The organism is Pseudomonas sp. Z18(2022) (assembly GCF_036346535.1).
Classification (GTDB): domain Bacteria; phylum Pseudomonadota; class Gammaproteobacteria; order Pseudomonadales; family Pseudomonadaceae; genus Aquipseudomonas; species Aquipseudomonas yamanorum_A.
Map to the genome: position 1 here is coordinate 16,108 of NZ_JAOTOA010000006.1, position 23,106 is coordinate 39,213.

The window sequence follows — 23,106 nt, forward strand, 5'->3', positions numbered from 1 at the left end:
TAGTCAGACACCCCCTCGGGTTCAATGTAAAACTCTGACAAACTTGGTAATACTGATAGATGGATTAAAGTTCGACTTTGACCCAACTCATCTTCTGGTCCAGCCAGTCGGCAAATTCGTCGATAAAACTCTGCTTGAACCCCGCCTCCGCCCAGTTATTGAAGATGAATCCCAGGTTGGAGAAGCCGCATTCCTGCAGGAACAGGAAGCCGTTGATGTCGTCTTCATGCCCACACAGCGGGCAGGTGAAGTTGTCGGTGTGGCCGGGCATCCAGTCTTCCAGGCTTTCGAACAGGGCTTCGCCGACTTCCTTGAGGCACTCGGGGCAACCGGCTTCTTCCAGGAAGCCTTTGGCCGGGGTGTAGATGCAGCGCTTGTAGATGATCTCCAGGCCGTTGATCGGCTCGTTGAACGGCAGCGCGTCGGGGTGCAGCACCACGGCGCGGGCACCGTCGGCCAGGGCGTAGCCCATGCGATTGCCGGTGCGCCCGCAGGTGGTGAGTTCTTCCTTGACGATGTTCTTGCGCACCAGCCAGCGCACGATCGCCCGGGCGCGGGGTTCGTGGACGGGCAAGGTGGAGATCTTGGGGACAAGGATGCTTTGGGAATTCATGGTGCCTGGGTGTCCTGCGGTGTGGCTTCTGGCCTCATCGCGGGCAAGCCCGGCTCCCACATTGGAATGCGATCAACTGTGGGAGCCGGGCTTGCCCGCGATGGGGCCCTAGAGCACGGCAGCTTAATCCCTGACACCCACAGGTCAAGTACTCAAGTAACGGGCAATCAAGGCAATGCCGCTGGCCAGCACCAGCCAGGTCACCAGCCGCACGAACGCCTCGCGGGACATGCGCAGGGTCAGCCGACGCCCCGCCCACAGCCCGAGCGCCATGGCCGGCAACAGGCACACCGCCAACATCAACAAAGGTAGCTCGGCATACACGCCGGCGATCAGGAACAGGCTCAGGCGCACCACCGTGCTGCAGCTGATCAACGCACTCTGGGTCGCCCGCGCACCGTCCTTGGGCAAGCGGCTGTTGAGGTAGATCGCATATAAAAAGCCACCACTGCCGAACAACGCCCCGAACAATCCGCCGACCACACCCATGGGAATCGCCCAACCGGCCGCCATCTGCGTGGGCTTGACCTTCACCGCCAGGCTGTAGATCGCGTAGGCGCTGATGAAAAGCCCCATCAGCAGCAGCAATAAATCCGAATGCAGGTTGAGCAGGAAGATTACCCCCAGGGTGCAGCCAATCGCCATGCACGGCAGCAACCTGAGCAATTCCGGCTTCACCACATCCCGCCGCGATTGCAGGAGGTTGCCGAAAGCCGCGACAAAATCCAGCAACACCAGCAACGGGATGATCTTCGACAGCGGCATGAACAGAATCAGGATCGGCCCCGCCACCAGCGCGGTGCCAAAACCGGCGATGCCGAACACGATATAGGCCAGGGCAATCGCCACGCCGATCACCAGCCAGTCCACACCACCCAATGACCAGTGACTCAACAGTTCGACCGGGCTCATGAAGTCTTCCTTATTCAAGATGACCATCACTTTAGCCATCGGCGAGCGTTGCGACTAATATCTTCAAAGCCCATCACTCATCTCGAAAAGGCATGACTTGTGATTTCCACCCGGCAATTGCGTTACTTCGTCGAAATCGCCGAGAGCGGCAGCTTCAGCGCGGCGGCCGAGCGGCTGTTTGTGGCGCAATCGGCGCTGAGCCGGCAGATCAAGGAGCTGGAAAACCTGCTGCAAACGCCGCTGTTTGAGCGCACCGCACGCCAACCAAGGCTGACAGCCGCGGGCGAAGCGTTTTATCCGCGGGCACGTAACCTGCTGGGCGAGCTGCTGAAGGCCAGTGAGATGGCGACACAGGTGGGCAACGGCCAGCTCGGGACGCTGCGGCTGAGCCATTCGAGCACAGTGCCGATGAGTGGCCGCTTGCTGCGCGGCATCGGCGCCTGGCTGGAGCAATGCCCGGGCGTTTCAATGGACATCGCCAAACTGTCCTCCGAAGCGCAGTTGGAAGAAATCGCCGACGGTCGGCTGGAGGTCGGGCTGTTGCGCTTGCCGGTGTTGCGCCAGCGCGAAGGCGTGCGCATCGTGCCTTTATACAGCGAGCGGTTGCTATTGGCGGTGCCGCCGAACCATCGGTTGGCCGGGCACACATCCGGTATAGATTTGGCGCAGTTAAAAAACGAAGCGTTTATCTCTATCCCTCATCCCCAACGCGGAGGGCTGAGTTACCTGTCAGCCGAGTTGTGCATGCGTGCCGGATTTTTCCCCAAGGCAGCCCGGGTGATGTCGCGCAAGACCACGCAGTTGCAGCTGATCCAGGCCGGATTCGGGATTGCCCTGCTGCCGGAATCGATGCAGGACATCGCGCCGGCCAACATTCACTTTTTGCCCCTGGCCGATCCCGATTGCCAAAGCACCGTCGCCCTCGCCTGCCAGCAAACGCCGAGCGCGCTGGTGGAGCAGTTCTGTCAAACCCTGCACGAATGCCTATAAACTGCCGCCCATGATTAAAGATCCCTTTGCCCGTCTGGGCCTGGACCGCGAAGTCCTGACTGTCAGCCAGCTCAACGGCCGCGCGCGGGTGTTGCTGGAAGACGTGTTCACCAATATCTGGGTTGAAGGCGAGATCTCCAACCTCGCCCGCCCGGCCTCCGGCCACGTGTATTTCACCCTCAAGGACAGCGGCGCCCAAGTGCGTTGTGCACTGTTCCGGCAGAACGCCGCACGGGTGCGCCAGGCGTTGAAAGACGGTTTGGCGGTGAAGGTACGGGGTAAGGTCTCGCTGTTTGAAGGCCGTGGCGACTATCAGCTGATTCTCGACACGGTGGAGCCGGCCGGTGATGGCGCGTTGCGCCTGGCCTTTGATGCACTGAAGGAAAAACTCAGCGCCGAAGGTTTGTTCAGTGCCGAGCGCAAGGTGCCGCTGCCCGCCCACCCTCGGCGCATCGGGATTATCAGCTCGCCCACTGGCGCGGTGATTCGCGACATCATCAGCGTATTCCGCCGCCGGGCGCCCAACGTCGAACTGACGTTGATCCCGACGGCCGTGCAAGGCCGTGAGGCCGTGGCGCAAATTGTCCGCGCCCTGAAGCTGGCCGATGCCCGCGGCTTTGACGCATTGATCCTGGCTCGTGGCGGCGGCTCGCTGGAAGACCTCTGGTGCTTCAACGAAGAAGCCGTGGCACGTGCGGTGGACGCCTGCGTGACGCCCATCGTCAGTGCGGTCGGCCACGAGACCGATGTGTCCATCAGTGACTTTGTCGCCGACGTGCGTGCGCCTACCCCTTCCGCCGCTGCCGAGCTGTTAGCGCCGGACTCCAGTCACCTGACTCGCCAGGTAGAGAATCTGCACCGCCGCCTGGTGATGCTGATGCGCAACCGCCTGAGCCACGACCGCCTGCGCCTGGAAGGCATGGCCCGTCGCCTGCGTCATCCGGGCGAGCGCCTGCGCCAGCAAGCCCAACGCCTCGACGACCTGGACATGCGCCTGCGCCGGGCCTTTGAGCGCAGCCTGAATACTCGTCGCGAACGGCTGATCCGCCTGGAAACACGTCTCGCCGGCCAACACCCCGGCCGCCAACTGGCCCTGCTGCGCCAACGCCTGGACAGCCTCGCCGAGCGCCTGCCCCGCGCCATGCGCGAAGGCCTCAAGGCCCGTCGCCTGCAACTGCAAAGCCAGGTGCAGACGCTGCACGTGGTCAGCCCGCTGGCGACCCTCGGCCGTGGCTACAGCATCCTGCTGGACGAACGCGGCCAGGCGATTCGCAATGCCGCGCAAACCCACACCGGCCAGCGCCTCACCGCGCGCCTCGGTGAAGGCCAATTGCAGGTGCGGGTGGAAGACAACCACCTGACGCCCGTCACCCTCTCGTTACTGGATTGATTGATGCCACGCTTTTTAAGTTTGTTGATGCTGTTGTGCCTGACCTTCAATGCCCACGCCGACAGCTACATCACCCGGCTGCTGAACAAGCCGGTGCCCGGCGGCGTCGCGGTGATCGACCTCGGCCCTTCGGCGACGGCGCCCAAGGCCACTTACCTGAACCGGCCAGTGCTGGTGGTGAAGGAGCAGAACAACTGGCTGGCCATTGTCGGTATTCCGCTGACGGTAAAACCCGGCACCCAGCGCATCACCAGCGGCAGCCAGAACCTGCCGTTTATCGTCGGTTTCAAGAAGTACCCCGAGCAGCACATCACCTTGAAGAACAAAAGCCAGGTGAACCCGGACCCGGCGCAACTCAAACGCATCGAAGGCGAGCTGGCGGTCCAGCTCAAGGCGTATCGCAGTTTCAGCCCGAATACACCGAGCAACCTGTTGCTGGACAAGCCGGTGAACGGGCCGCTGTCGAGCAAGTTCGGCGTACGGCGTTTCTTCAATGGCGAGGAGCGTAATCCGCATTCGGGGCTGGATTTTGCCGTGGGCGCAGGAACGCCGATCAAGACGCCGGCGGCGGGCAAGGTGATTCTCACCGGTAACTACTTCTTCAACGGTAACACCGTGTTTGTCGACCATGGCCAGGGCTTTATCAGCATGTTCTGCCATATGTCGAAGATTGATGTGAGCGTGGGCCAGCAACTGGCACGCGGTGCAGTGGTGGGCAAGGTCGGCTCCACGGGCCGGGCGACCGGACCGCATATGCATTGGAACATCAGCCTGAACGACGCTCGGGTTGATCCGGCGATCTTTATCGGGGCGTTTCAGCCTTGAAGGCTGCGCTGCACCCGAATCGGTGCGGCGCACTTTGTTTACAGTTTCATCAGGAACCGACTCACCGTGAACCCTCACCCATCTGACGACTTACAAGGAGCGTAACGACGACATTCAAATACTGTGAGGTTTCGTTTATGGTCAGTCCCGCCGTGACGCCGATACATCGCCCTTCGATCCAGCCGCCCGCCTTCGCACTGACGTCCGCCGCCAATATCACCCAGCCTGCCCCGTTGCCCGGCTCGACAGGCATACCACCGGAGCAACGCTCAACGCTCGCGGGACACTTCAACGTCGGCGATCAGCAAGCCTTCATCACTCAACACAACTCCCTCGCGCTCGCCATGCAAAAGCTGCATGGCCAGCAACCGAACTTCAAGGATGTCCAACTGCAACAAGTGGCCGCGATGCTTGCCGACCAGCCTCATCTCAATCCAGCAACGTTGACCTTCAAACGCTGGATCAGACAAAGCGACGGCATTATCAAGACACTCTCTGAACAACCGCTTCTGGAGGCACTGGATAAAAAGATTGCAGAACTGTCGAGTCAGCCCTGGAAGAATACCGACGAAGGCGCCAACGTGCAGTCGGGCATATTCAGCCAAGGCAAAGCCAGTCAACCGCCCGCACTCATCGACACAACGCACTCGTTAAGCACCATCGCCCAGCACATCACCACGCAATATCCCGAGGCGACACTCGCCTTCTGGACAACACCACGCCCGTCAAAAACAAACCCACTGGTACTGAAGGCGCCGCAGGACGAGCTGTTGACCCTGCACAAGCGCCAACTGTCGACACTGGCAGCCTTGCGCGCAAGCGATGGCACCCTGAGCCCGGCAGGAAAACAACTGATCGACGCCGCACTGCAATACCCCACACTCGCCGAACGGGAGAACGTCTTTGCCGATGGCGCCCGTCCGGGTGTGTATCCGCTCACCCTGGATGACGGCACCGAGCGTGGTGCTTTGCTCGCGGGCACTTTTCTCATCACCCAGACTGACGGGGCCTTCTCCACCCCGCCGACCTGGCCCAAAGGCAGATCCCTGGCGCTCGACGAGGCCAATGGCCCGGTCGTGCTGTATACACCCGGCGAAGGCTTCGAAGAGTTCGCAACCCCCGCCCAGGCACGCGAAACGTTGGCGCAACGCCTGGATCAAGGCGCAATAGACGCCGACCTGCTGTTGCAGACGCTACCGCTATCGTTGCAAAACCGGCCGAACCCACCCACCGGGGACGACCTGATGCTCCGCGTCGAGCCCCTTGCAGGGGATGTGCTGGCTGAAGGGATACCTCAATTGCTCAAGCGCCAGCAGGCCGAAATCAACGCGAGCTTTGCAAAAATATCCACCCAACTCACCTATCCATTGCACCCGGTCATTGATGAGGCTGCCGACTGGTCCTACCTGCTGGATGGCAGCAACGCCATGCAGGCACGCAACCAGAAACTGGCCGACAAACTGCAACCCGACTGGCTGAAAAACCTGCCCCCCGTCAAAGCGGCCCTTTTCGCGCACTTGGAACGCGCAGAGGAGAAAAGCGCGAGCCGACTGAGGCCACTGCTGGAAAAGATCACGACATTGCCGAACTTTGCACGAGACCGGATGAATGAGGCGATCCAAAAGCAGTACCCGACTGCGCAGGTGGATGCGGATAAATTGATGGTTCAGGTGCAAACCAATACCCGAATCCACACCGGTCGACCAAGTGGTAACGAAACACGCAGCGTGCAAAACCGTGAGTTGTCACTGACCGATCTGGCCCTGAAAAACCCCACCGAGTTTCCAGCAGGCGAGAGCGGGAAACACACTCAGGTCACCTTCACGCTGCCGCTCAAGGACACACAGGGCAAGCCGATACTCGACGCCAACGGCAACCCCGTGACCCTGGACACGGACCAACTCAAAACGCTGGTCAATACGGCAGATGCAGGGGGCGAATACACCGAGCTGCTTGGCAGGGAGTTGGCGACTGACACCGATTCAGGCCGTGCCGGCGAAGTGCGTAGCGCCTGGAAAGCCAACTTGGCCGACCTGATGGAGAAAGAGGCCTTTCTCGCAGAGCTCAATCCCGATGCCTACAAGACTGCGGCCACCACCAACACCACCACCAAGCGCGGTGCGCAATGGGTCGCCGCGGTCCTGAAACATCCCCACCCGGCCAACCGTGCACAGGTCGACGGTAAAACCATTGTCGCAAACGCCTTCGTCCAGAATGGTTTAACAGTTCAAGGGGTGATGGTCATCGGCAACCAGAGCGACTCACCGTTGGTGCTGTACACACCGGATTCGCCCGACGGCGTGGTGTTTCGAGAGGTGGCGGACCAAAGCGCGCTGAATGCCCTGATGGCAAAAAAAGAATGGCAACTCTACACCGCCAACAGAAAGTCGCCGGTAGAAAAAGACAGCGTTACACAACTGGCGGACAGGGCGAATTCAAACTGGATCACTACCTTCACGAACCCCCAGATAACCCTCGCCAACCTACTCATCAACGCTCCCAAGACCAAGGACATTGGCAACAAGCTCAAGCCGATCAGCGAAAATATCCAGGATGAGCTGTATAAACAACAGGTCAAAATGCTGATAGACAACGCCGACGCCCAGTCCATCAGCAGCGCGGAAGTCGCGGCTCAATCGAAGACCAACAAGATTCAGTTCGGCATCGAAGTCGCCTCGATATTCCTCGACCTGTTGCCCGTGGCAGGTAAAGGCGTATCGCTGGGAATCCGGCTCGGCAAGGCGGGCGTGAAAGCCTTGCGCGCCAACACCAAAGTACTGCCAGCCCTGATAAAGAACCCGGCCCTGGGACGATTGATCTACGCAGATTTTGCGACTTCCGCAGCGGGCATTCCGCTGTATCGATCGCCGCCCTTAAGGCCCGTGACGGCGGCAACGCGTACCGTCCCCAGAGCGCTGCCGGCACCGTCCGGCCCAGGTTCCTCGACGCAGGCGCTACCCAACCGCGACCTCAGCGCCTATGCCGTACCCAACGAACTGATTCAGGGCCGCCCCTTGAGGCCCGACGGAACGTACAACGTCGGCGACAATTGGTACATCCGCTTTACCGACAGCACGGGGACCAACAAGGTCTATCAGATCGACTCGGCATTTCATGCGCGTAGCGGGATGGTCAACATCGTGGACCCCAGCGCGCCCCTGACGGTGCCCAAAAGCAGCCGAATAAAGGCATCCCTGCTGGCAGCCGGAAATGGGGAGTGGCGCCTGAGCGAACTGCCCGGTGGCAGGCGACACCGCGGCAGAGCTTCACCACCGCTGGATGAGTATCTGAACCGTGTTATCACAGGAAGTGGGGCGGGTGACTTTAACGCTGACGCTGCCACTATCGGTCAACTGAGGCGCTGGTTCCAGCGAGACATGAATGACTTCTACACCAGCATGGCTTCGGGGCAAATGCCTGCACGCCCTCAACTTCCACCCATTGGGGTCAACGCAACGCCCAAGAGCATCGTTCAGGACGCTCTTGCCCAAGCAGACGTAAAGGGGTTGGTGCTGGGCGAGCTCCATGACGAACCGGCCAGTTTTCAATTCTTGATCGATCAAATGCAAACACTAAAAAACGCAGGCGTCACCACAATCTATCTGGAGGGAGGCCTTTTTCTCCAGAGAGGACCTGGGTTTGGCGCAGGCGCCTATGCTCTTGAAGACGCCATTTATGCGCCAAGGCTCTATGACGAGGCTTACTCACCAAACAGCCCTACAACGCTGGACGTGATCAATGCCGCAGACAAACACGGCATCAAGGTCATTGGCCTGGAACATCGAGAGTTGACATTCCACAGCGACAACCGCGCCCAGAGGAGCACCAACGTTCGTTTCTATGAACAGCGCTTGCAAGAGTTGAACTACGCCGCCACCCAAATCATCAATCAGACCCCTGCTGGCGAAAAGTTCGTGGCCGTTGTGGGCAATGCACATATGAATACTTATGAGAATGTTCCGGGCATCTCGGAACTGACGGGAAGCGTCGGGGTGTCCATTTCTCCGACCCCTAAAGGTGATGGGAGTATCGTCAGCCAGCCACCCTACACGCCTCCCCCGCCTTTGAAACTGCTGCAAGGTATGAGCAATCCCGAACCGATTGGTGATATTCATATCGACTACAACATCGACAAAATCACCCTCTAGGAGATATACCGCAATTGCACCCAGGCCGTGCCGCTTGAAAGCAGCACGGCCCCATCAATGATGATTGCGTGCAAGCGGAGCACGCAGCAACAAAACAAACACAAAACAATAAAAACGACAATAAAATAGCGAAAAAACAAAATAAATTAGAAGTTATCTCAATTTTTTTTCACAACTTGCCATCCTTACGCCCCGCGGTTAGGGTTGGACCTATGAAAACCTCTCACACCCTCATTCAGCTTCGCCAGCACCGCAGCCTGTGCCTAGTCAGCGCACGACTGCCAGGCTGAATCGATCTGCCTCGTCTTCTGCTTTATCCCCAATAACAGTTCTACGGCAGGCCGCCTCTTCTCGGCCCCTAAACAAAGGATTTCCCGATGAGCATGCTCAAAGACCCGTCTTCGAAGTACCGCGCGTTTCCGACCATTGATATCCCGGACCGCACCTGGCCGTCGAAGACCATCACCGCCGCGCCGATCTGGTGCAGCTCCGACTTGCGCGACGGCAACCAGTCGCTGATCGAACCGATGGACGCGGTGAAAAAGCTGCGCTTCTGGAAGACCCTGGTCGCCGTCGGCGTGAAGGAAATCGAAGCTTCCTTCCCGGCTGCCTCGCAAACCGATTTCGACTTCGTGCGCACCCTGATCGAAGACAACCACATCCCCGCGGACACCACCATCCAGGTGCTGACCCAGGGCCGTGAAGACCTGATCGCCCGCACCTTCGAATCCCTGCGCGGCGCGAAGAAAGCCATCGTTCACTTGTACAACGCCACCTCACCGTCGTTCCGCCGCATCGTGTTCAACCAGGACAAGGACGGCATCAAGGCCATCGCCGTCAACGCGGCCAAGCTGTTCGTCAAATACGCTGCCCAGCAGCCGGAAACCCAGTGGACATTCGAGTACTCGCCAGAGACTTTCAGCGCCACTGAGCTTGAGTTCGCCAAGGAAGTCTGTGACGCGGTGATCGAAGTCTGGAACCCGACGCCCGAGCACAAGGTGATCCTCAACCTGCCAGCCACCGTTGAATGCGCCACCCCGAACATCTATGCCGACCAGATCGAGTGGTTCGGTCGCCATATCAACCGCCGTGACAGCGTGATCATCAGCCTGCACACCCATAACGACCGTGGCACTGGCGTCGCCGCCACTGAGTTGGGCCTGATGGCCGGCGCTGATCGCGTCGAAGGCTGCCTGTTCGGCAACGGCGAGCGTACCGGTAACGTCGACCTGGTGACCGTGGCGTTGAACATGTACACCCAGGGCCTCGACCCGCAGCTGGACTTCTCCGACATCGACGGCATCCGCAAAGTCGTCGAAGAGTGCAACCAGATCCCGGTGCACCCGCGCCACCCGTACGTTGGCGATCTGGTTCACACCGCCTTCTCCGGCTCCCACCAGGACGCGATCCGCAAGGGCTTCACCCAGCAGAAAGACGATACCCTGTGGGAAGTGCCGTACTTGCCGATCGACCCGGCCGACATTGGCCGCAGCTACGAGGCGGTGATTCGCGTCAACAGCCAGTCGGGCAAAGGCGGCATCGCCTACCTGCTGGAGCAGGAATACGGCATCAGCTTGCCGCGCCGCATGCAGATCGAGTTCAGCCAGGTGGTACAGGCCGAGACCGACCGTGTGGGCCTGGAGATGACCGCAGCGCAGATCTACAGCCTGTTGCAGCGTGAATACCTGCAAGCCAACACGCCGTACGCGCTGGTGAGCCATCGCTTGCAGGAAGAGAACGGCAACAGCTCGGTGGAAGTTGAAGTCTCCGGCAAGGGCCAGGGCGAAACCAACCTGCGCTGGCACGGCAAAGGCAACGGCGCCCTGGAAGCGCTGGTGGCCGGGCTGCCGATTGGCGTGGAGATCATGGACTACAACGAGCACGCGATTGGCGCGGGCACCAATGCCAAGGCCGCAGCCTACATTGAGCTGCGGGTGAACGGTGAGCGTCCGGTGCACGGCGTGGGCATTGATGAAAACATCACCACGGCGAGCTTCAAGGCCGTGTTCAGCGCGCTGAACCGTTCGTTGAGCCAGTTGGAAGCGAAAGCGGCGTAAACACTGCCGCGCAAATGCAAAAGGCCCCTGGATGAGCGTCCAGGGGCCTTTTTTGGGCTCAGAATTTGTGGTGGCTGTCAGGGCCCCATCGCGGGCAAGCCCGGCTCCCACAGGGGAATGCCTTCCTCCAGACAACTCAGATCATATGTGGGAGCCGGGCTTGCCCGCGATAGCAATCTATCAGGCGACGAAAACCGTTCAGGTGAACTCGAAGCTATCCGCATCCAGGTTCGCCGGAAAGCGTGTGCGATACGCCGCCAATTCCGAGGCATCCAGGCACACCTGGAACACGCCGTCCGCCTCCCCTGCGCTCAGCAGGCTTTCTCCCTGGAAGTCCAGGACCTGGCTGTCACCGGTATAGGCAAAGCCCTTGCCGTCGGTGCCCACTCGGTTCACCGCCGCCACGTAGCACAGGTTTTCGATGGCCCGTGCCGGCAGCAGGCGGTTCCAGTGCTGTCGCCGTGCGCCCGGCCAGTTGGCGGTGTACAGCAGCAAGTCAGTGTCCTGGGCGTCACGGCTCCACACCGGGAAGCGCAGGTCGTAGCAGATCAACGGACGAATCCGCCAGCCCTTGAGTTCGAACTGCACCTGACGCTCGCCGGGGGTGTAGTGATCGTGCTCACCGGCCATGCGGAACAAGTGGCGCTTGTCGTAGTGCAACACCTCGCCATCCGGGCGCGCCCAGAGCAAGCGGTTGCGATGACTGCGGTCGGCGGCCTGGATGATCACACTGCCGGTGATCACCGCGTTGTACTTCTTCGCCTGGGCCTGGAGCCATTGATGGGTGGGGCCGTTTTCGGGCTCGGCGAGCGTTTCCGATTCCATCGAAAAACCGGTGGTGAACATCTCCGGCAGCACGATCAGGTCGGCCCCCCTCGCCTGCTCCAGCAGCAGATCGAAATGCTCGAGGTTGGCCTGGCGGTCGTGCCAGGCCAGGGTGGTTTGCACCAGGGCAATGTTCAGGTTGGGTAACGTACTCAGATCACGCATAGTTTCTCGGCTGCTTGGCGCAGCGTCTCCTCGCGTTTGGCAAAGCACAGGCGCACCAGGCGCTGGCCTTGCGGTGGGTTCTGGTAGAACACCGAGACCGGGATGGTGGCCACGCCATGTTCGCGGGTCATCCACAGCGACATGGCGACGTCATCCAGGTCCGGGCGAATCTGTGAGTAATCCACCAGTTGGAAGTAGGTACCGGCCACCCGGGTAAAGCTGAAACGCGAAGGTTCCAGCAGGTCGCAGAACAGGTCGCGCTTGCCTTGATAGAAAGCCGGCAGCTCCTCGACATGCTCCGGGTGTTCGGCCATGAAGTCTGCCAAAGCGTACTGCAACGGGGTCACGCCGCAAAAGTTGACATATTGATGCACCTTGCGCAGCTCGGCGCTGAGGGCCGGCGGCGCGACAACGTAGCCGGTTTTCCAGCCCGTGACGTGGTAGGTCTTGCCGAACGAGCTGACCACGAACGCACGCTGGTACAGCTCTTCGTGGGCCAGCACGCTGACGTGGGGCACACCGTCGAATACCAGGTGCTCGTAGACCTCGTCGCTGACCAGGTAGATATCGCGGTCGCGGATCAACTCGGCCAACTGGTCCAGCTCGGCACGGCTGATCAGGGCGCCTGTGGGATTGTGCGGGCTGTTGAGGATGATCATGCGGGTGCGCGGTGACAACGCAGCACGCAGCCGCTCAAAGTCCAGGGCGAAGTCATGCAGGCCCAGTTGCACATGCACGCAGCGACCGCCCGCCAGCTCTACCGAGGGCTCGTAGCTGTCGTAGGCAGGATCGAACACGATGACCTCATCACCACTGCGGATCACCGCCTGGATCGCGCAGAAGATCGCTTCGGTGGCGCCTGGGGTGATGGTCACTTCGCTGTCGGCATTCACCGTTGCGCCATAGCTGCGGGCGATCTTGGCCGCCACTTGCTGGCGCAGTACCGACAGGCCGGTCATGGGGGCGTATTGGTTATGGCCGAGGGCGATATGCTTGCCCACGCCATCAAGCAAACCCTGAGGCCCGTTGAAGTCGGGAAAACCCTGGGACAGGTTGAGCGCACCGGTTTCGGCAGCGAGTTGTGACATGGTGGTGAAGATGGTGGTGCCGACATTCGGCAGCTTGCTGGTGATCATCGGGGCGCCCCTTGCGGTGAGCTCCAAGTTTTAAGCTGCATGCCGCGAAGGGTCAACCGCCAGGCACAAAAAAGGGCTCTGAAAGAGCCCTTTTTCAACCGATCAGGATCAGCGCTTGTCGCGGCGCTTTTTGTCGGCTTTCTTGTGGTGCGTCATCATCCGGCGCTTTTTGTTTACCTGGCGGTCGGTGAGGCTGTTCTTGTTGCCTTCGTACGGGTTCTCACCGCCCTTGAACTCGATACGGATCGGCGTGCCGACCAGCTTCAAGACACGGCGATAGGTGTTTTCCAGGTAACGCACGTAAGACTTCGGCACTTTCTCCAGCTGGTTACCGTGGATCACGATAATCGGCGGGTTGGCACCACCCAAGTGAGCGTAACGCAGCTTGATCCGACGGTTGTTGACCATCGGTGGCGCGTGCTCGCTGACCGCATCTTCAAGAATCTGGGTCAGGCGGTTGGTTGGCCAGCGGGTGACCGCGGACTTGAACGAGTTCTGCACCGAAGCGTAGAGGTTGCCCACGCCGGTACCGTGCAGTGCCGAGATAAAGTGGATATCGGCGAACTCGACGAAGAACAGGCGACGCTGCAGCTCGATCTTGACGAAATCACGTTCGCTCGGCGTCATGCCGTCCCACTTGTTGATCGCGATCACCAGGGCGCGACCGGCTTCCAGGGCAAAGCCCAGCAAGTTCAGGTCGTGGTCTACCACGCCTTCGCGGGCGTCCATGACGAAGATCACCACGTTGGCGTCTTTGATCGCCTGCAGGGTTTTCACCACCGAGAACTTTTCAACTTCCTCGTGGATCTTGCCACGCTTGCGCACACCGGCTGTGTCGATCAGCGTGTACTTCTCGTCGTTACGCTCGAACGGGATGTAGATACTGTCGCGGGTGGTACCAGGCTCGTCATAGACGATGACCCGGTCTTCACCGAGCATCCGGTTGACCAGGGTCGACTTGCCGACGTTCGGGCGGCCGATGATCGCGATCTTGATACCGTCTTTTTCGCTTGGGCCAGGAATGCGCTTGGCCTCCTCGCCTTCGGCAACGATCTCTTCTTCGCCTTCGACTTCATCCACGTCATCACGCGGGAAGTCGCGCAGGGCGATTTCCAGCATCTGGGTGATGCCACGACCGTGGGCACCGGCGATCGGAATCGCGTCGCCCAGGCCCATCGGGCTGAATTCGGCACGGGCCATCTCAGGATCGATGTTGTCGATCTTGTTGGCCACCACGTAGGAACGCTTGTTGCGCTTGCGCAGGTGCTCGCCAATCATCTGGTCGGCAGCGGTGTAGCCCGCGCGGGCGTCCACCAGGAACAACACGACATCGGCTTCTTCAATGGCCAGCAGCGACTGCTCGGCCATCTTTTCGTCCATGCCATGCTCGTCACCGGAGATACCACCGGTGTCGACAATAATGTAGGAGCGCCCTTGCCACTTTGCCTCACCGTATTGGCGATCACGGGTCAGACCGGACAAGTCGCCGACGATGGCGTCGCGAGTCCTGGTCAGGCGGTTGAACAAGGTGGACTTGCCGACGTTCGGTCGGCCCACCAGGGCGATTACGGGAACCATGCGGCTCTCCACTTCGTTATTTCAGAAAATACAAAAGCCGCTGCAAGGCAGCGGCTGGTGCTCGACTGTAGGAGCGAGCTTGCTCGCGAAAAACGCAAAGGCACCGCGTTTATCCAGACTGCACGCGTTATCGTTGACGATTTTCGCGAGCAAGCTTGCTCCTACAGGTGAAGCTGCCTGAGGGGTAGCCCCCCAAGCATAGTTCTTACTTGATGGTCAGCGCTTCCAGTTTGCCGCTGTTGCCATACACGTAAAGCATGTTGCCTACCACCAGCGGACGGGCACGCAGGCCGTCGCTGTCGATGCGTTCGCGACCCACGAAGCGACCGTCCACCTGGCTCAGCAGGTGCAGGTAACCTTCAAAGTCGCCTACCGCTACGTAGCTGGAGAACACTTCCGGTGCCGACAGTTGACGGCGGGCCAGAGAGTCGTTGCTCCACAATGCAGTGGTGGAACGCTCGTCGACACTTTCAACGGTGCCGGACGCCAGGCTTACGTAGACGCTGCCAAACCCTTGGGCGACACCGGCGTAGCTGGAAGCATCACGCTGCCAGTTGATCCGGCCGCTCTGTACGTCCAGCGCCGCGACACGGCCCTGATAAGTGGCGACGTAAAGGGTATCACCCGACAGCAGCAAGCCACCGTCGATGTCCACTACGCGGTCCAGCTCCGAACGGCCCTGAGGAATAGCGACCCGGGTTTCCCAGGCCGGCACGCCGTTCTGGGTGTCCAGGGCGACCACTTTACCGGTCGACAGGCCTGCCAGTGCCAAGTTACTGGTCACAACCGGACCGCTGGTACCGCGCAAGGTCAGGACCGCCGGCGTGCTGTCGTACAACCAGCGCTGGTTACCAGTGGCGGCGTCGAGGCCGATCACACGGTCATCCTGGGTCTGAACCACAACCACGTCACCGTTGGTAGCCGGTGGCGAGAGCACTTCACTGGTCACGCGAGCGCGCCATTTCTCTTCACCGGTGCTCGAATCCAGTGCCACGACATCGCCTTTCAGCGTGCCGAGCAGCACTAGGCCGGAACCCACGCCAACGGCGCCGGACACAGGCAGTTCGAGGTCTTTCTTCCATTTGACGTCGCCGTTCATGCGATCCATGGAGACCACAACGCCGGTGGAGTCTGCGGCGAAGATGGTGTCACCGTCGATCGCCGGGACCATCAGGTTGTACAGGTCGCCCTGACCGTCACCAATGGAGCGGCTCCACTGCTTTTGCAGGACCACTTCTTCCTTGAAGCTGGTCAGCTCGGCCGGAGGCAGTTCTTTTTTGCTGTTGCTGCTGCAACCCGCGGCCAAAACGGCCAGAGCCAGCAATGCTGCATGTTTCCAACGGATCACGTCACGCATCCCCTTTGGCCAAGTCGTCGAGCTTGATTTGTAAGCCACCGACCGCCGCTTCATCAGACAGCGCCGCCTTGGCTTTTTGGTACGCAGCATTGGCTTCGTCGGTGCGACCCAATTGGACCAGCAGGTCGCCCTTGAGCTCTTCACGAGTGGCCAGGAATGCCTTGTCAGCATCGCCGTCGAGCAGTTTCAGTGCGTCGTCGGCCTTGTTCTGTGCCGCCAATACCTGAGCCAGACGCTGACGTGCGATTTCACCCAGTGTCGGGTTGGCCGGCTTGTCGGTGATGGCTTTCAGCTCGGAGGCTGCGTCATCCAGCTTGCCGTTGTCCACCGCAACTTTTGCGACGAACAGGCTGCCGTATTGCGCGTAGGTGCTACCACCGAATTCGCTCTTCAGCTTGCCGGCCAGGTCTGCCACTTGGGCGAGGTCCGGCTTGCCGCTTGGCGTCAGCGTGGTTTCCAGCAATTGCTGATAGATAATCGAGGCGCCTTGCGACTGGTTAGCCTGATACTTGTGCCAGGCTTGCCAGCCGAACACCACTACTAAAGCCAGCAAGCCGCCAGTGACCAGGGGCTTGCCGTTGCGCTGCCACCAGTCTTTGAACTCGGCCAGCTGGTCATCATCAGTACTCGACACCCCAATACTCCTTAATCGCTAAATCGGCTGTTTGACAGCTTCAACCCTGCACGATGCAGGTGGCCAGGTGCGCTGCAAGCGCATCAAAGGCAATGCTTTGTTGTTCACCCTGACCACGCAGGGGTTTGAAACTTACCACTTGATGGGCCAACTCATCATCACCCAGGATCAGTGCATACAGCGCACCGCTCTTGTCGGCTTTCTTGAACTGGCTTTTGAAGCTGCCGGCGCCGGCATTGACTTGCAGGCGCAGGTTCGGCAGTTGGTCGCGCAGCTTCTCGCTCAGGGCCAGGGCAACCAGTTCGGCCGCCTCGCCAAAGGCACAGAAGTACACGTCCACCTGACGGGAGATTTCTTCGGGAACCTGCTCCAGGGTTTCCAGCAGCAGGATCAGCCGCTCGATACCCATGGCAAAACCAACACCGGTGGTCGGCTTGCCGCCCATCTGCTCGACCAGGCCGTCGTAACGGCCACCGGCACACACGGTGCCCTGGGCGCCGAGCTTGTCGGTGACCCACTCGAACACGGTCTTGCTGTAGTAATCGAGGCCACGCACCAGTTTCGGGTTGATGACGTAAGGAATACCGGCCGCATCCAGGCGAGCCTTGAGGCCCTCGAAGTGGATACGGGACTCGTCGTCCAGGTAGTCGGCCATTTTCGGCGCGTCCACGAGTACGGCCTGGGTCTCGGCGTTCTTGGTGTCCAGTACCCGCAGCGGGTTGGTTTTCAGGCGGCGCTGGCTGTCTTCGTCCAGCTTGTCCAGGTGGCCCGACAGGAATTCAACCAGGGCTTCGCGGTAGCGGCCCCGGGATTCGCTGGTGCCCAGGCTGTTGAGTTCAAGCTTGACCGCATCACGGATGCCCAGCATGCCCCACAGGCGCCAGGTCAGCACGATCAGCTCGGCGTCGATGTCCGGACCGTCGAGGTTGAACACTTCCAGGCCGATCTGGTGGAACTGGCGATAACGGCCTTTTTGCGGACGCTCGTGGCGGAACATCGGGCCGATGTACCAGAGCTTCTGCGGCTGGCCACCGCCGGTTAGGCCATGTTCGAGCACCGCACGCACACAGGCGGCAGTACCTTCGGGACGCAGGGTCAGGGAATCGCCGTTGCGGTCTTCGAAGGTGTACATCTCTTTTTCGACGATATCGGTCACTTCACCGATGGAGCGCTTGAACAGCTCGGTGAACTCGACGATCGGCATGCGGATCTGCTTGTAACCGTAGTTATCCAACAGACGCGCGACAGCGCCCTCGAAGTAGCGCCACAGCGGCGTCTGCTCAGGCAGGATGTCATTCATGCCACGAATGGCTTGCAGAGACTTGCTCACATCAAATCCTTAAATTCGTTCGATCAGCCGCGCGCGATAACCGCTGCGTCAGCTTCGACCTTTTCGGCCGCTTTCTGGCGGATCAGCCGTTCCAGCTCATCCACCAGATTGTCATTCGTCAATTTCTGCGACGGCTTGCCGTCGATGTAGATCAGGTTTGGCGTACCACCGGTCAGGCCCACATGGGCCTCTTTGGCCTCACCCGGCCCGTTGACCACACAGCCAATCACCGCAACATCCAGCGGCACCAGCAGGTCTTCGAGGCGTACTTCCAGTTCGTTCATGGTTTTCACCACGTCGAAGTTCTGCCGCGAGCAGCTCGGGCAGGCAATGAAGTTGATGCCACGGGAACGCAAATGCAGGGACTTGAGAATGTCGTAGCCGACTTTCACTTCCTCTACCGGGTCTGCCGCGAGGGAGATGCGAATGGTATCGCCAATCCCGTCGGCCAGCAGCATACCGAGACCCACCGCAGATTTCACTGTGCCTGAGCGTAAACCGCCGGCTTCGGTAATCCCTAAGTGCAATGGCTGGACGATTTCCTTGGCCAGCAGGCGGTACGCTTCTACCGCCATGAACACGTCGGAAGCCTTTACGCTGACCTTGAAGTCCTGGAAATTCAGGCGTTCAAGGTGTTCAACGTGGCGCAACGCGGACTCGACCAATGCAGCCGGAGTCGGCTCGCCGTATTTCTTTTGCAGGTCTTTTTCCAGGGAACCGGCGTTGACGCCGATGCGGATTGGAATCCCGCGATCACGGGCGGCATCCACCACGGCGCGAACCCGGTCTTCGCGACCGATGTTGCCCGGGTTGATACGCAGGCAATCGACGCCCAGTTCGGCCACGCGCAACGCGATTTTGTAGTCGAAGTGGATATCGGCGACCAGCGGCACCTTGACCAACTGCTTGATGCGGCCAAAGGCTTCGGCAGCATCCATGTCCGGCACAGAAACCCGCACGATGTCGACGCCAGCCGCTTCCAGACGATTGATCTGGGCGACAGTGGCTGCCACATCATTGGTGTCGCTGTTGGTCATGCTCTGTACAGCAATGGGGGCATCGCCGCCCACCGGCACCGAGCCGACCCAGATCTTGCGCGATACGCGACGTTTGATTGGAGATTCGCCGTGCATGACTTTATTGTCCCAACTTGAGGCGAGCAGTCTCGCCACTGGTGAACGGCGCCACGTCCACAGGCTGGCCGTTGTAGGCCACTTGCGCGCCACGGGCGAAGCCCAGACGCAGCGTCAAAGGAGGCTTGCCGCCCTGGTCAAGTGTATCTCCCTTACGCTTCAGACCACTGAACAGCACCTTGCCGTTGCCATCGGAGACTTGCGTCCAGCAGTCAGCGACGTAGGTAATTTGTACTCGGCCATCACCGGCGATCAGTACCGGGGTGGTTGGCGCGGAAATCGCCGGGGCGACGGGAGCCGTTGTTGCCGGAGCCTGCGCCGGTACTGCTGGCGTATGAGCTGGAGCAGCAGGCGTCACTGCAACCGCTGGAGCGGGTGCGACGGGTGCCACTGCGGCGGCAGTACCTGCTTCGGGCGCAGGCTGCTCGGCGCCTGGCTCTGCCTCAGGCGCCGCCTGGCCCTGGGCCACGGCCTGGTCTTCCGGCTCGTCCAATGGATGAATCTGGGTGGTGCCGTCGGCGCTTTCGACTTCGACGTGCTCCATGGCGTTGCTGGACAAGTCCTTGCCGCGCTGGGCGGTCTGGTCCTGCCACCATACAAAACCACCGCCGATCACGGCGATCAGCAGCAGCAGGCTGACAATTCGCAAAATAGTGTGGGAAACCCGCACAGGCTCTTCTATGCGGCCCAGGCCATGGACATTACTGCCTTGGGAATCGGTACCGGTAATCTGGTCGAATTCCTGGACCAATGCGGCCTGGTCGATACCGAGCAACTTGGCGTAGGCGCGGATATAGCCGCGGGCGAAGGTATGCCCTGGCAGCTTGTCGAACGCGCCAGCTTCAAGGTTGCCCAATGAAGTCGTGGTCAAATTGAGCTTGAGGGCCACTTCTGCCAGCGACCAACCATTGCTTTCGCGGGCCTGACGCAAGGTCTCGCCTGGGTTTCCACGATTAGCTGCTACAACTTCCGGGTGCGCCGCTTTCATCATTGCTCCGACAGGTATTGCTGATATTCCGGCGTACCGGGATAGAGTCGTTCGAGTTGCTGGCCAAAACGTGCAGCCTTGTCGCGTTCTTCATGAACCGCAGCCAGGCGCACACCGAGCAATAGACTACGTGCATTTTGCCCGCTCAGCAGGCTAAAACGCTCGTAATAGTCACGTGCCGGCACATAATGCCTGTCTTCGAAGGACAACTCAGCCATTTCGAGCAACGCTCGTGGCTGGCGCTGGTTCAAGTGCAGGGCTTTTTCCAGTTGCTGGCGGGCGGTGTCGCGCTGACCGAGACGCATCGAGGTAACCCCGAGGTTCTCGAAAACCCGCGAGCGCTCAGGATAGAGGGTATCGGCCGCAGCCTGCTGGAAATATTCGGACGCCAGGTCATAACGTTTCTGCGCAAACAAAAAACTGCCGTAATTGTTCAGCAGTCTTGGATCGCCAGGACGTGTGGCCAGGGCATTGTGGAAATATTGATCGGCCAGTTCGGGCTCGGCCTGGGCCTGGAACACCAGGGCCAATGCAGCATTGGCGTCAGCATCGCGGCCATCCAGTTCAAGGGCCTTCTTCAGCGGCACCTTGGCCTGTTCGGCCATCCCTTGCTGCAAGTACCCCAAGCCCAACTGCACGTAGGCAGCCCGCGCTTCGTCACGGCCCTTGCCGGTTTGCAACGGGCTGTCATGGCCCGATGAAACACAGCCAGCCGAGAGGCTGGCAACAAGCAAAAGCAGCGCAAGGCGCAAGGGCATAGAGATCCTCTCTCAGGTTCGAGTCGCGGCGCTTTGCGGCATATCGTCGGCGGCACTCAGTTCACGCACGGCGATATAACGTTCGCTGCGACGGGTGCGATCCAGCACCTGTCCTACCAATTGGCCACATGCCGCATCGATGTCTTCGCCGCGGGTGGTGCGCACGGTGACATTGAAGCCTGCATGGTGCAGTTGATCCTGGAAACGGCGGATGGCGTTGTTGCTCGGCCGCTCGTAGCCAGAATGGGGAAACGGGTTAAACGGAATCAGGTTGATCTTGCACGGTACATTCTTGAGCAACTCGATCATCTCGACCGCGTGCTCGACCTTGTCGTTGATGTCCTTGAGCATGGTGTACTCAATGGTCAACACACGTTTTTCGCCCAAGGTCGCCATGTAGCGCTGGCAAGATTCGAGCAGCATCTTAAGCGGATACTTCTTGTTGATCGGCACCAATTGGTTACGCAATGCGTCATTCGGTGCGTGCAGCGACAACGCCAGGGAGACGTCGATGTGCTTGGCCAGCTCATCGATCATCGGTACCACGCCGGAGGTCGACAGGGTCACACGGCGCTTGGAGATGCCGTAGCCCAGGTCGTCCATCATCAGGTGCATGGCCGCAACCACGTTGTCGAAGTTCAGCAGCGGCTCGCCCATGCCCATCATCACCACGTTGGTGATGGCACGGTCGGCGGTCGCCGGGATGCTGCCGAACGATTTATTGGCAATCCACACCTGGCCGATCACTTCGGCGGCGGTGAGGTTGCTGTTGAAACCTTGCTTGCCGGTGGAGCAGAAACTGCAATCCAGGGCACAGCCTGCCTGGGACGAAACGCACAAAGTGCCGCGTTTGCCCTGGGGAATGTACACGGTCTCGACGCAGCTGCCGGACGCCACGCGCACTACCCACTTACGGGTACCGTCGGTGGAAATGTCCTCGCTGACCACTTCGGGGCCGCGAACTTCGGCAATGGCCTTGAGCTTGTCGCGCAGGGCCTTGCTGACGTTCGTCATGGCGTCGAAATCATCGACGCCAAGATGGTGAATCCACTTCATTACCTGAGCGGCACGAAAACGCTTCTCCCCGATTGAGTCGAAGAATTTTTCCATTTCCTGTTGAGTCAGACCCAGCAGGTTGGTTTTTGCAGTCAATGTAGTCATGGATTCACCTTCGCTCTTTTAAGCCAATGCTTAGCGAGCGGTTACTTCAGTAGCAGCGAAAAAGTACGAGATTTCGCGGGCAGCAGCGGCTTCGGAGTCCGAACCGTGAACGGCGTTGGCGTCGATCGATTCAGCGAAGTCAGCACGGATGGTGCCGGCAGCAGCTTCTTTAGGGTTGGTAGCGCCCATCAGCTCACGGTTCAGAGCGATAGCGTTTTCGCCTTCCAGAACCTGAACAACAACAGGACCGGAGATCATGAAGGCAACCAGGTCGCCGAAGAAACCACGAGCGCTGTGCTCAGCGTAGAAGCCTTCAGCTTCAGCCTTGGACAGTTGCTTGAGTTTCGAAGCTACAACCTTCAGGCCGGCTTTTTCGAAACGAGTGGTGATCTCGCCGATGACGTTTTTTGCAACAGCGTCAGGCTTGATGATGGAGAAAGTACGTTGAACAGCCATGGTGTAACTCCAGAAACGGTAATTTGCGAAAAATTAAACCCGCGAATTATACGCGGGTTCTTGGGTATTGCCTAACTGCGTAAGGGAGGCTTCAGTCCTGCTCTTCTTTCCAGGCAGTCTGAATAGCTTCAAGAACCTTTTCACCGCCGCGTTCCCGATCATCTTCAAACCCTGGCAAGGCCATGACCATGTCACGCAAAGCTACAAAGTTCAGTGAATAAGGGTTCACGTCCGGGTGACCGTCGGCCAGCAGGATAGCGATATCTTGTACATCAACCCATTTAAGACTCATGACACTTCCTTGAATCAGTGCGGCGCTTCAGCGGCATGGTTGAGCGAATATTTCGGAATTTCGACAGTGAGGTCTTCTGTTCCCACTTTTGCCTGACAGCTCAAACGCGATGTCGGCTCCAGACCCCACGCCCTATCAAGATAGTCCTCTTCCAGCTCATCAGCCTCTTCAAGGCTGTTGAAACCTTCACGGACGATGCAGTGGCAAGTGGTACAGGCGTTGACGCCGCCGCAGGCGCTTTCGATCTCGATGTGGTTGTCGTGAGCGACTTCGAGAATGGACTTGCCGGTCTCAGCCTCCACAACCATACCGTCCGGGCAATGCTCGGCGTGTGGCAGAAAAATGATCTGCGGCATCA

General features: G+C 59.7%; 20 protein-coding genes. 5 read left to right on the forward strand and 15 right to left on the reverse strand.

From position 1 onward, the window contains the following. Positions 1–64: 64 nt before the first annotated feature. Both V3W39_RS15080 and V3W39_RS15085 read right to left on the reverse strand, forming a co-directional pair. A complete protein-coding gene (locus tag V3W39_RS15080; RefSeq protein ID WP_003209647.1) occupies positions 65–613 on the reverse strand; it encodes a hypothetical protein in 549 nt (182 codons plus the stop codon). 144 nt (positions 614–757) lie between these two features. Further along, entirely contained in the window at positions 758–1,525 is a 768-nt protein-coding gene (locus tag V3W39_RS15085) for a sulfite exporter TauE/SafE family protein (RefSeq protein WP_177047028.1), read from the reverse strand. A gap of 99 nt (positions 1,526–1,624) precedes the next feature. Between V3W39_RS15085 and V3W39_RS15090 the strand changes: the two genes are divergently transcribed. The 5 genes from V3W39_RS15090 (at position 1,625) to leuA (ending at position 10,935) form a co-directional block, all read left to right on the forward strand. After that, on the forward strand, positions 1,625–2,515 hold the full coding sequence (locus tag V3W39_RS15090) for a LysR family transcriptional regulator (RefSeq protein ID WP_177047030.1): 891 nt from the start codon (positions 1,625–1,627) through the stop codon (positions 2,513–2,515). 10 nt (positions 2,516–2,525) lie between these two features. Further along, positions 2,526–3,905, forward strand: coding sequence for an exodeoxyribonuclease VII large subunit (xseA, locus tag V3W39_RS15095; protein ID WP_177129113.1), 1,380 nt, complete (start codon positions 2,526–2,528; stop codon positions 3,903–3,905). Positions 3,906–3,908: 3 nt separating this feature from the next. After that, the gene (locus tag V3W39_RS15100; RefSeq protein WP_177114788.1) at positions 3,909–4,730 is read left to right on the forward strand and encodes a peptidoglycan DD-metalloendopeptidase family protein; all 822 of its coding nucleotides are present in this window, start codon (positions 3,909–3,911) and stop codon (positions 4,728–4,730) included. Between the two features lie 137 nt (positions 4,731–4,867). Continuing rightward, the gene (locus V3W39_RS15105) at positions 4,868–8,878 is read left to right on the forward strand and encodes a membrane-targeted effector domain-containing toxin (protein ID WP_330212888.1); all 4,011 of its coding nucleotides are present in this window, start codon (positions 4,868–4,870) and stop codon (positions 8,876–8,878) included. A 377-nt stretch (positions 8,879–9,255) separates the two neighbouring features. Then, positions 9,256–10,935, forward strand: coding sequence for a 2-isopropylmalate synthase (gene leuA, locus V3W39_RS15110; protein WP_330212889.1), 1,680 nt, complete (start codon positions 9,256–9,258; stop codon positions 10,933–10,935). 198 nt (positions 10,936–11,133) lie between these two features. Here leuA and V3W39_RS15115 read toward each other — a convergent pair whose 3' ends face one another. The 13 genes from V3W39_RS15115 to fdx form a co-directional block, all read right to left on the reverse strand. Continuing rightward, on the reverse strand, positions 11,134–11,925 hold the full coding sequence (locus V3W39_RS15115) for an amidohydrolase (protein WP_177047040.1): 792 nt from the start codon (positions 11,923–11,925) through the stop codon (positions 11,134–11,136). Next, a complete protein-coding gene (locus V3W39_RS15120; RefSeq protein WP_330212890.1) occupies positions 11,913–13,061 on the reverse strand; it encodes a pyridoxal phosphate-dependent aminotransferase in 1,149 nt (382 codons plus the stop codon). The genes V3W39_RS15115 and V3W39_RS15120 overlap by 13 nt, the downstream gene beginning before the upstream one ends. A gap of 108 nt (positions 13,062–13,169) precedes the next feature. After that, positions 13,170–14,639, reverse strand: coding sequence for a ribosome biogenesis GTPase Der (gene der / locus V3W39_RS15125; protein WP_088423691.1), 1,470 nt, complete (start codon positions 14,637–14,639; stop codon positions 13,170–13,172). Between the two features lie 205 nt (positions 14,640–14,844). Beyond that, on the reverse strand, positions 14,845–15,996 hold the full coding sequence (bamB, locus tag V3W39_RS15130) for an outer membrane protein assembly factor BamB (RefSeq protein ID WP_177047044.1): 1,152 nt from the start codon (positions 15,994–15,996) through the stop codon (positions 14,845–14,847). Continuing rightward, a complete protein-coding gene (locus tag V3W39_RS15135; RefSeq protein ID WP_177047046.1) occupies positions 15,989–16,630 on the reverse strand; it encodes a YfgM family protein in 642 nt (213 codons plus the stop codon). Before V3W39_RS15135 ends, bamB begins: the two co-directional genes overlap by 8 nt. Before the next feature lie 40 nt (positions 16,631–16,670). Continuing rightward, positions 16,671–17,960: a histidine--tRNA ligase gene (gene hisS, locus V3W39_RS15140; RefSeq protein WP_330212891.1), complete on the reverse strand. Its 1,290-nt coding sequence runs from the start codon at positions 17,958–17,960 to the stop codon at positions 16,671–16,673. A 23-nt stretch (positions 17,961–17,983) separates the two neighbouring features. Next, positions 17,984–19,093, reverse strand: coding sequence for a flavodoxin-dependent (E)-4-hydroxy-3-methylbut-2-enyl-diphosphate synthase (gene ispG / locus V3W39_RS15145; RefSeq protein WP_003209666.1), 1,110 nt, complete (start codon positions 19,091–19,093; stop codon positions 17,984–17,986). 4 nt (positions 19,094–19,097) lie between these two features. Next, positions 19,098–20,081 (reverse strand): RodZ domain-containing protein, encoded by a 984-nt coding sequence (locus V3W39_RS15150; protein ID WP_177114792.1) that lies wholly within the window; start codon positions 20,079–20,081, stop codon positions 19,098–19,100. Next, the gene (gene pilW / locus V3W39_RS15155) at positions 20,081–20,839 is read right to left on the reverse strand and encodes a type IV pilus biogenesis/stability protein PilW (RefSeq protein WP_330212892.1); all 759 of its coding nucleotides are present in this window, start codon (positions 20,837–20,839) and stop codon (positions 20,081–20,083) included. The genes V3W39_RS15150 and pilW overlap by 1 nt, the downstream gene beginning before the upstream one ends. A 12-nt stretch (positions 20,840–20,851) precedes the next feature. Next, positions 20,852–22,000, reverse strand: a complete 1,149-nt coding sequence (rlmN, locus tag V3W39_RS15160) for a 23S rRNA (adenine(2503)-C(2))-methyltransferase RlmN (protein ID WP_003209670.1) — start codon at positions 21,998–22,000, stop codon at positions 20,852–20,854. A 30-nt stretch (positions 22,001–22,030) separates the two neighbouring features. After that, positions 22,031–22,456 (reverse strand): nucleoside-diphosphate kinase, encoded by a 426-nt coding sequence (ndk, locus tag V3W39_RS15165; protein ID WP_003175956.1) that lies wholly within the window; start codon positions 22,454–22,456, stop codon positions 22,031–22,033. A 91-nt stretch (positions 22,457–22,547) separates the two neighbouring features. Then, the gene (gene iscX, locus V3W39_RS15170) at positions 22,548–22,748 is read right to left on the reverse strand and encodes a Fe-S cluster assembly protein IscX (protein ID WP_177047060.1); all 201 of its coding nucleotides are present in this window, start codon (positions 22,746–22,748) and stop codon (positions 22,548–22,550) included. A gap of 14 nt (positions 22,749–22,762) precedes the next feature. After that, complete coding sequence (gene fdx / locus V3W39_RS15175) at positions 22,763–23,104, reverse strand: ISC system 2Fe-2S type ferredoxin (RefSeq protein WP_010176867.1); 342 nt, start codon at positions 23,102–23,104, stop codon at positions 22,763–22,765. Positions 23,105–23,106 lie beyond the last annotated feature (2 nt).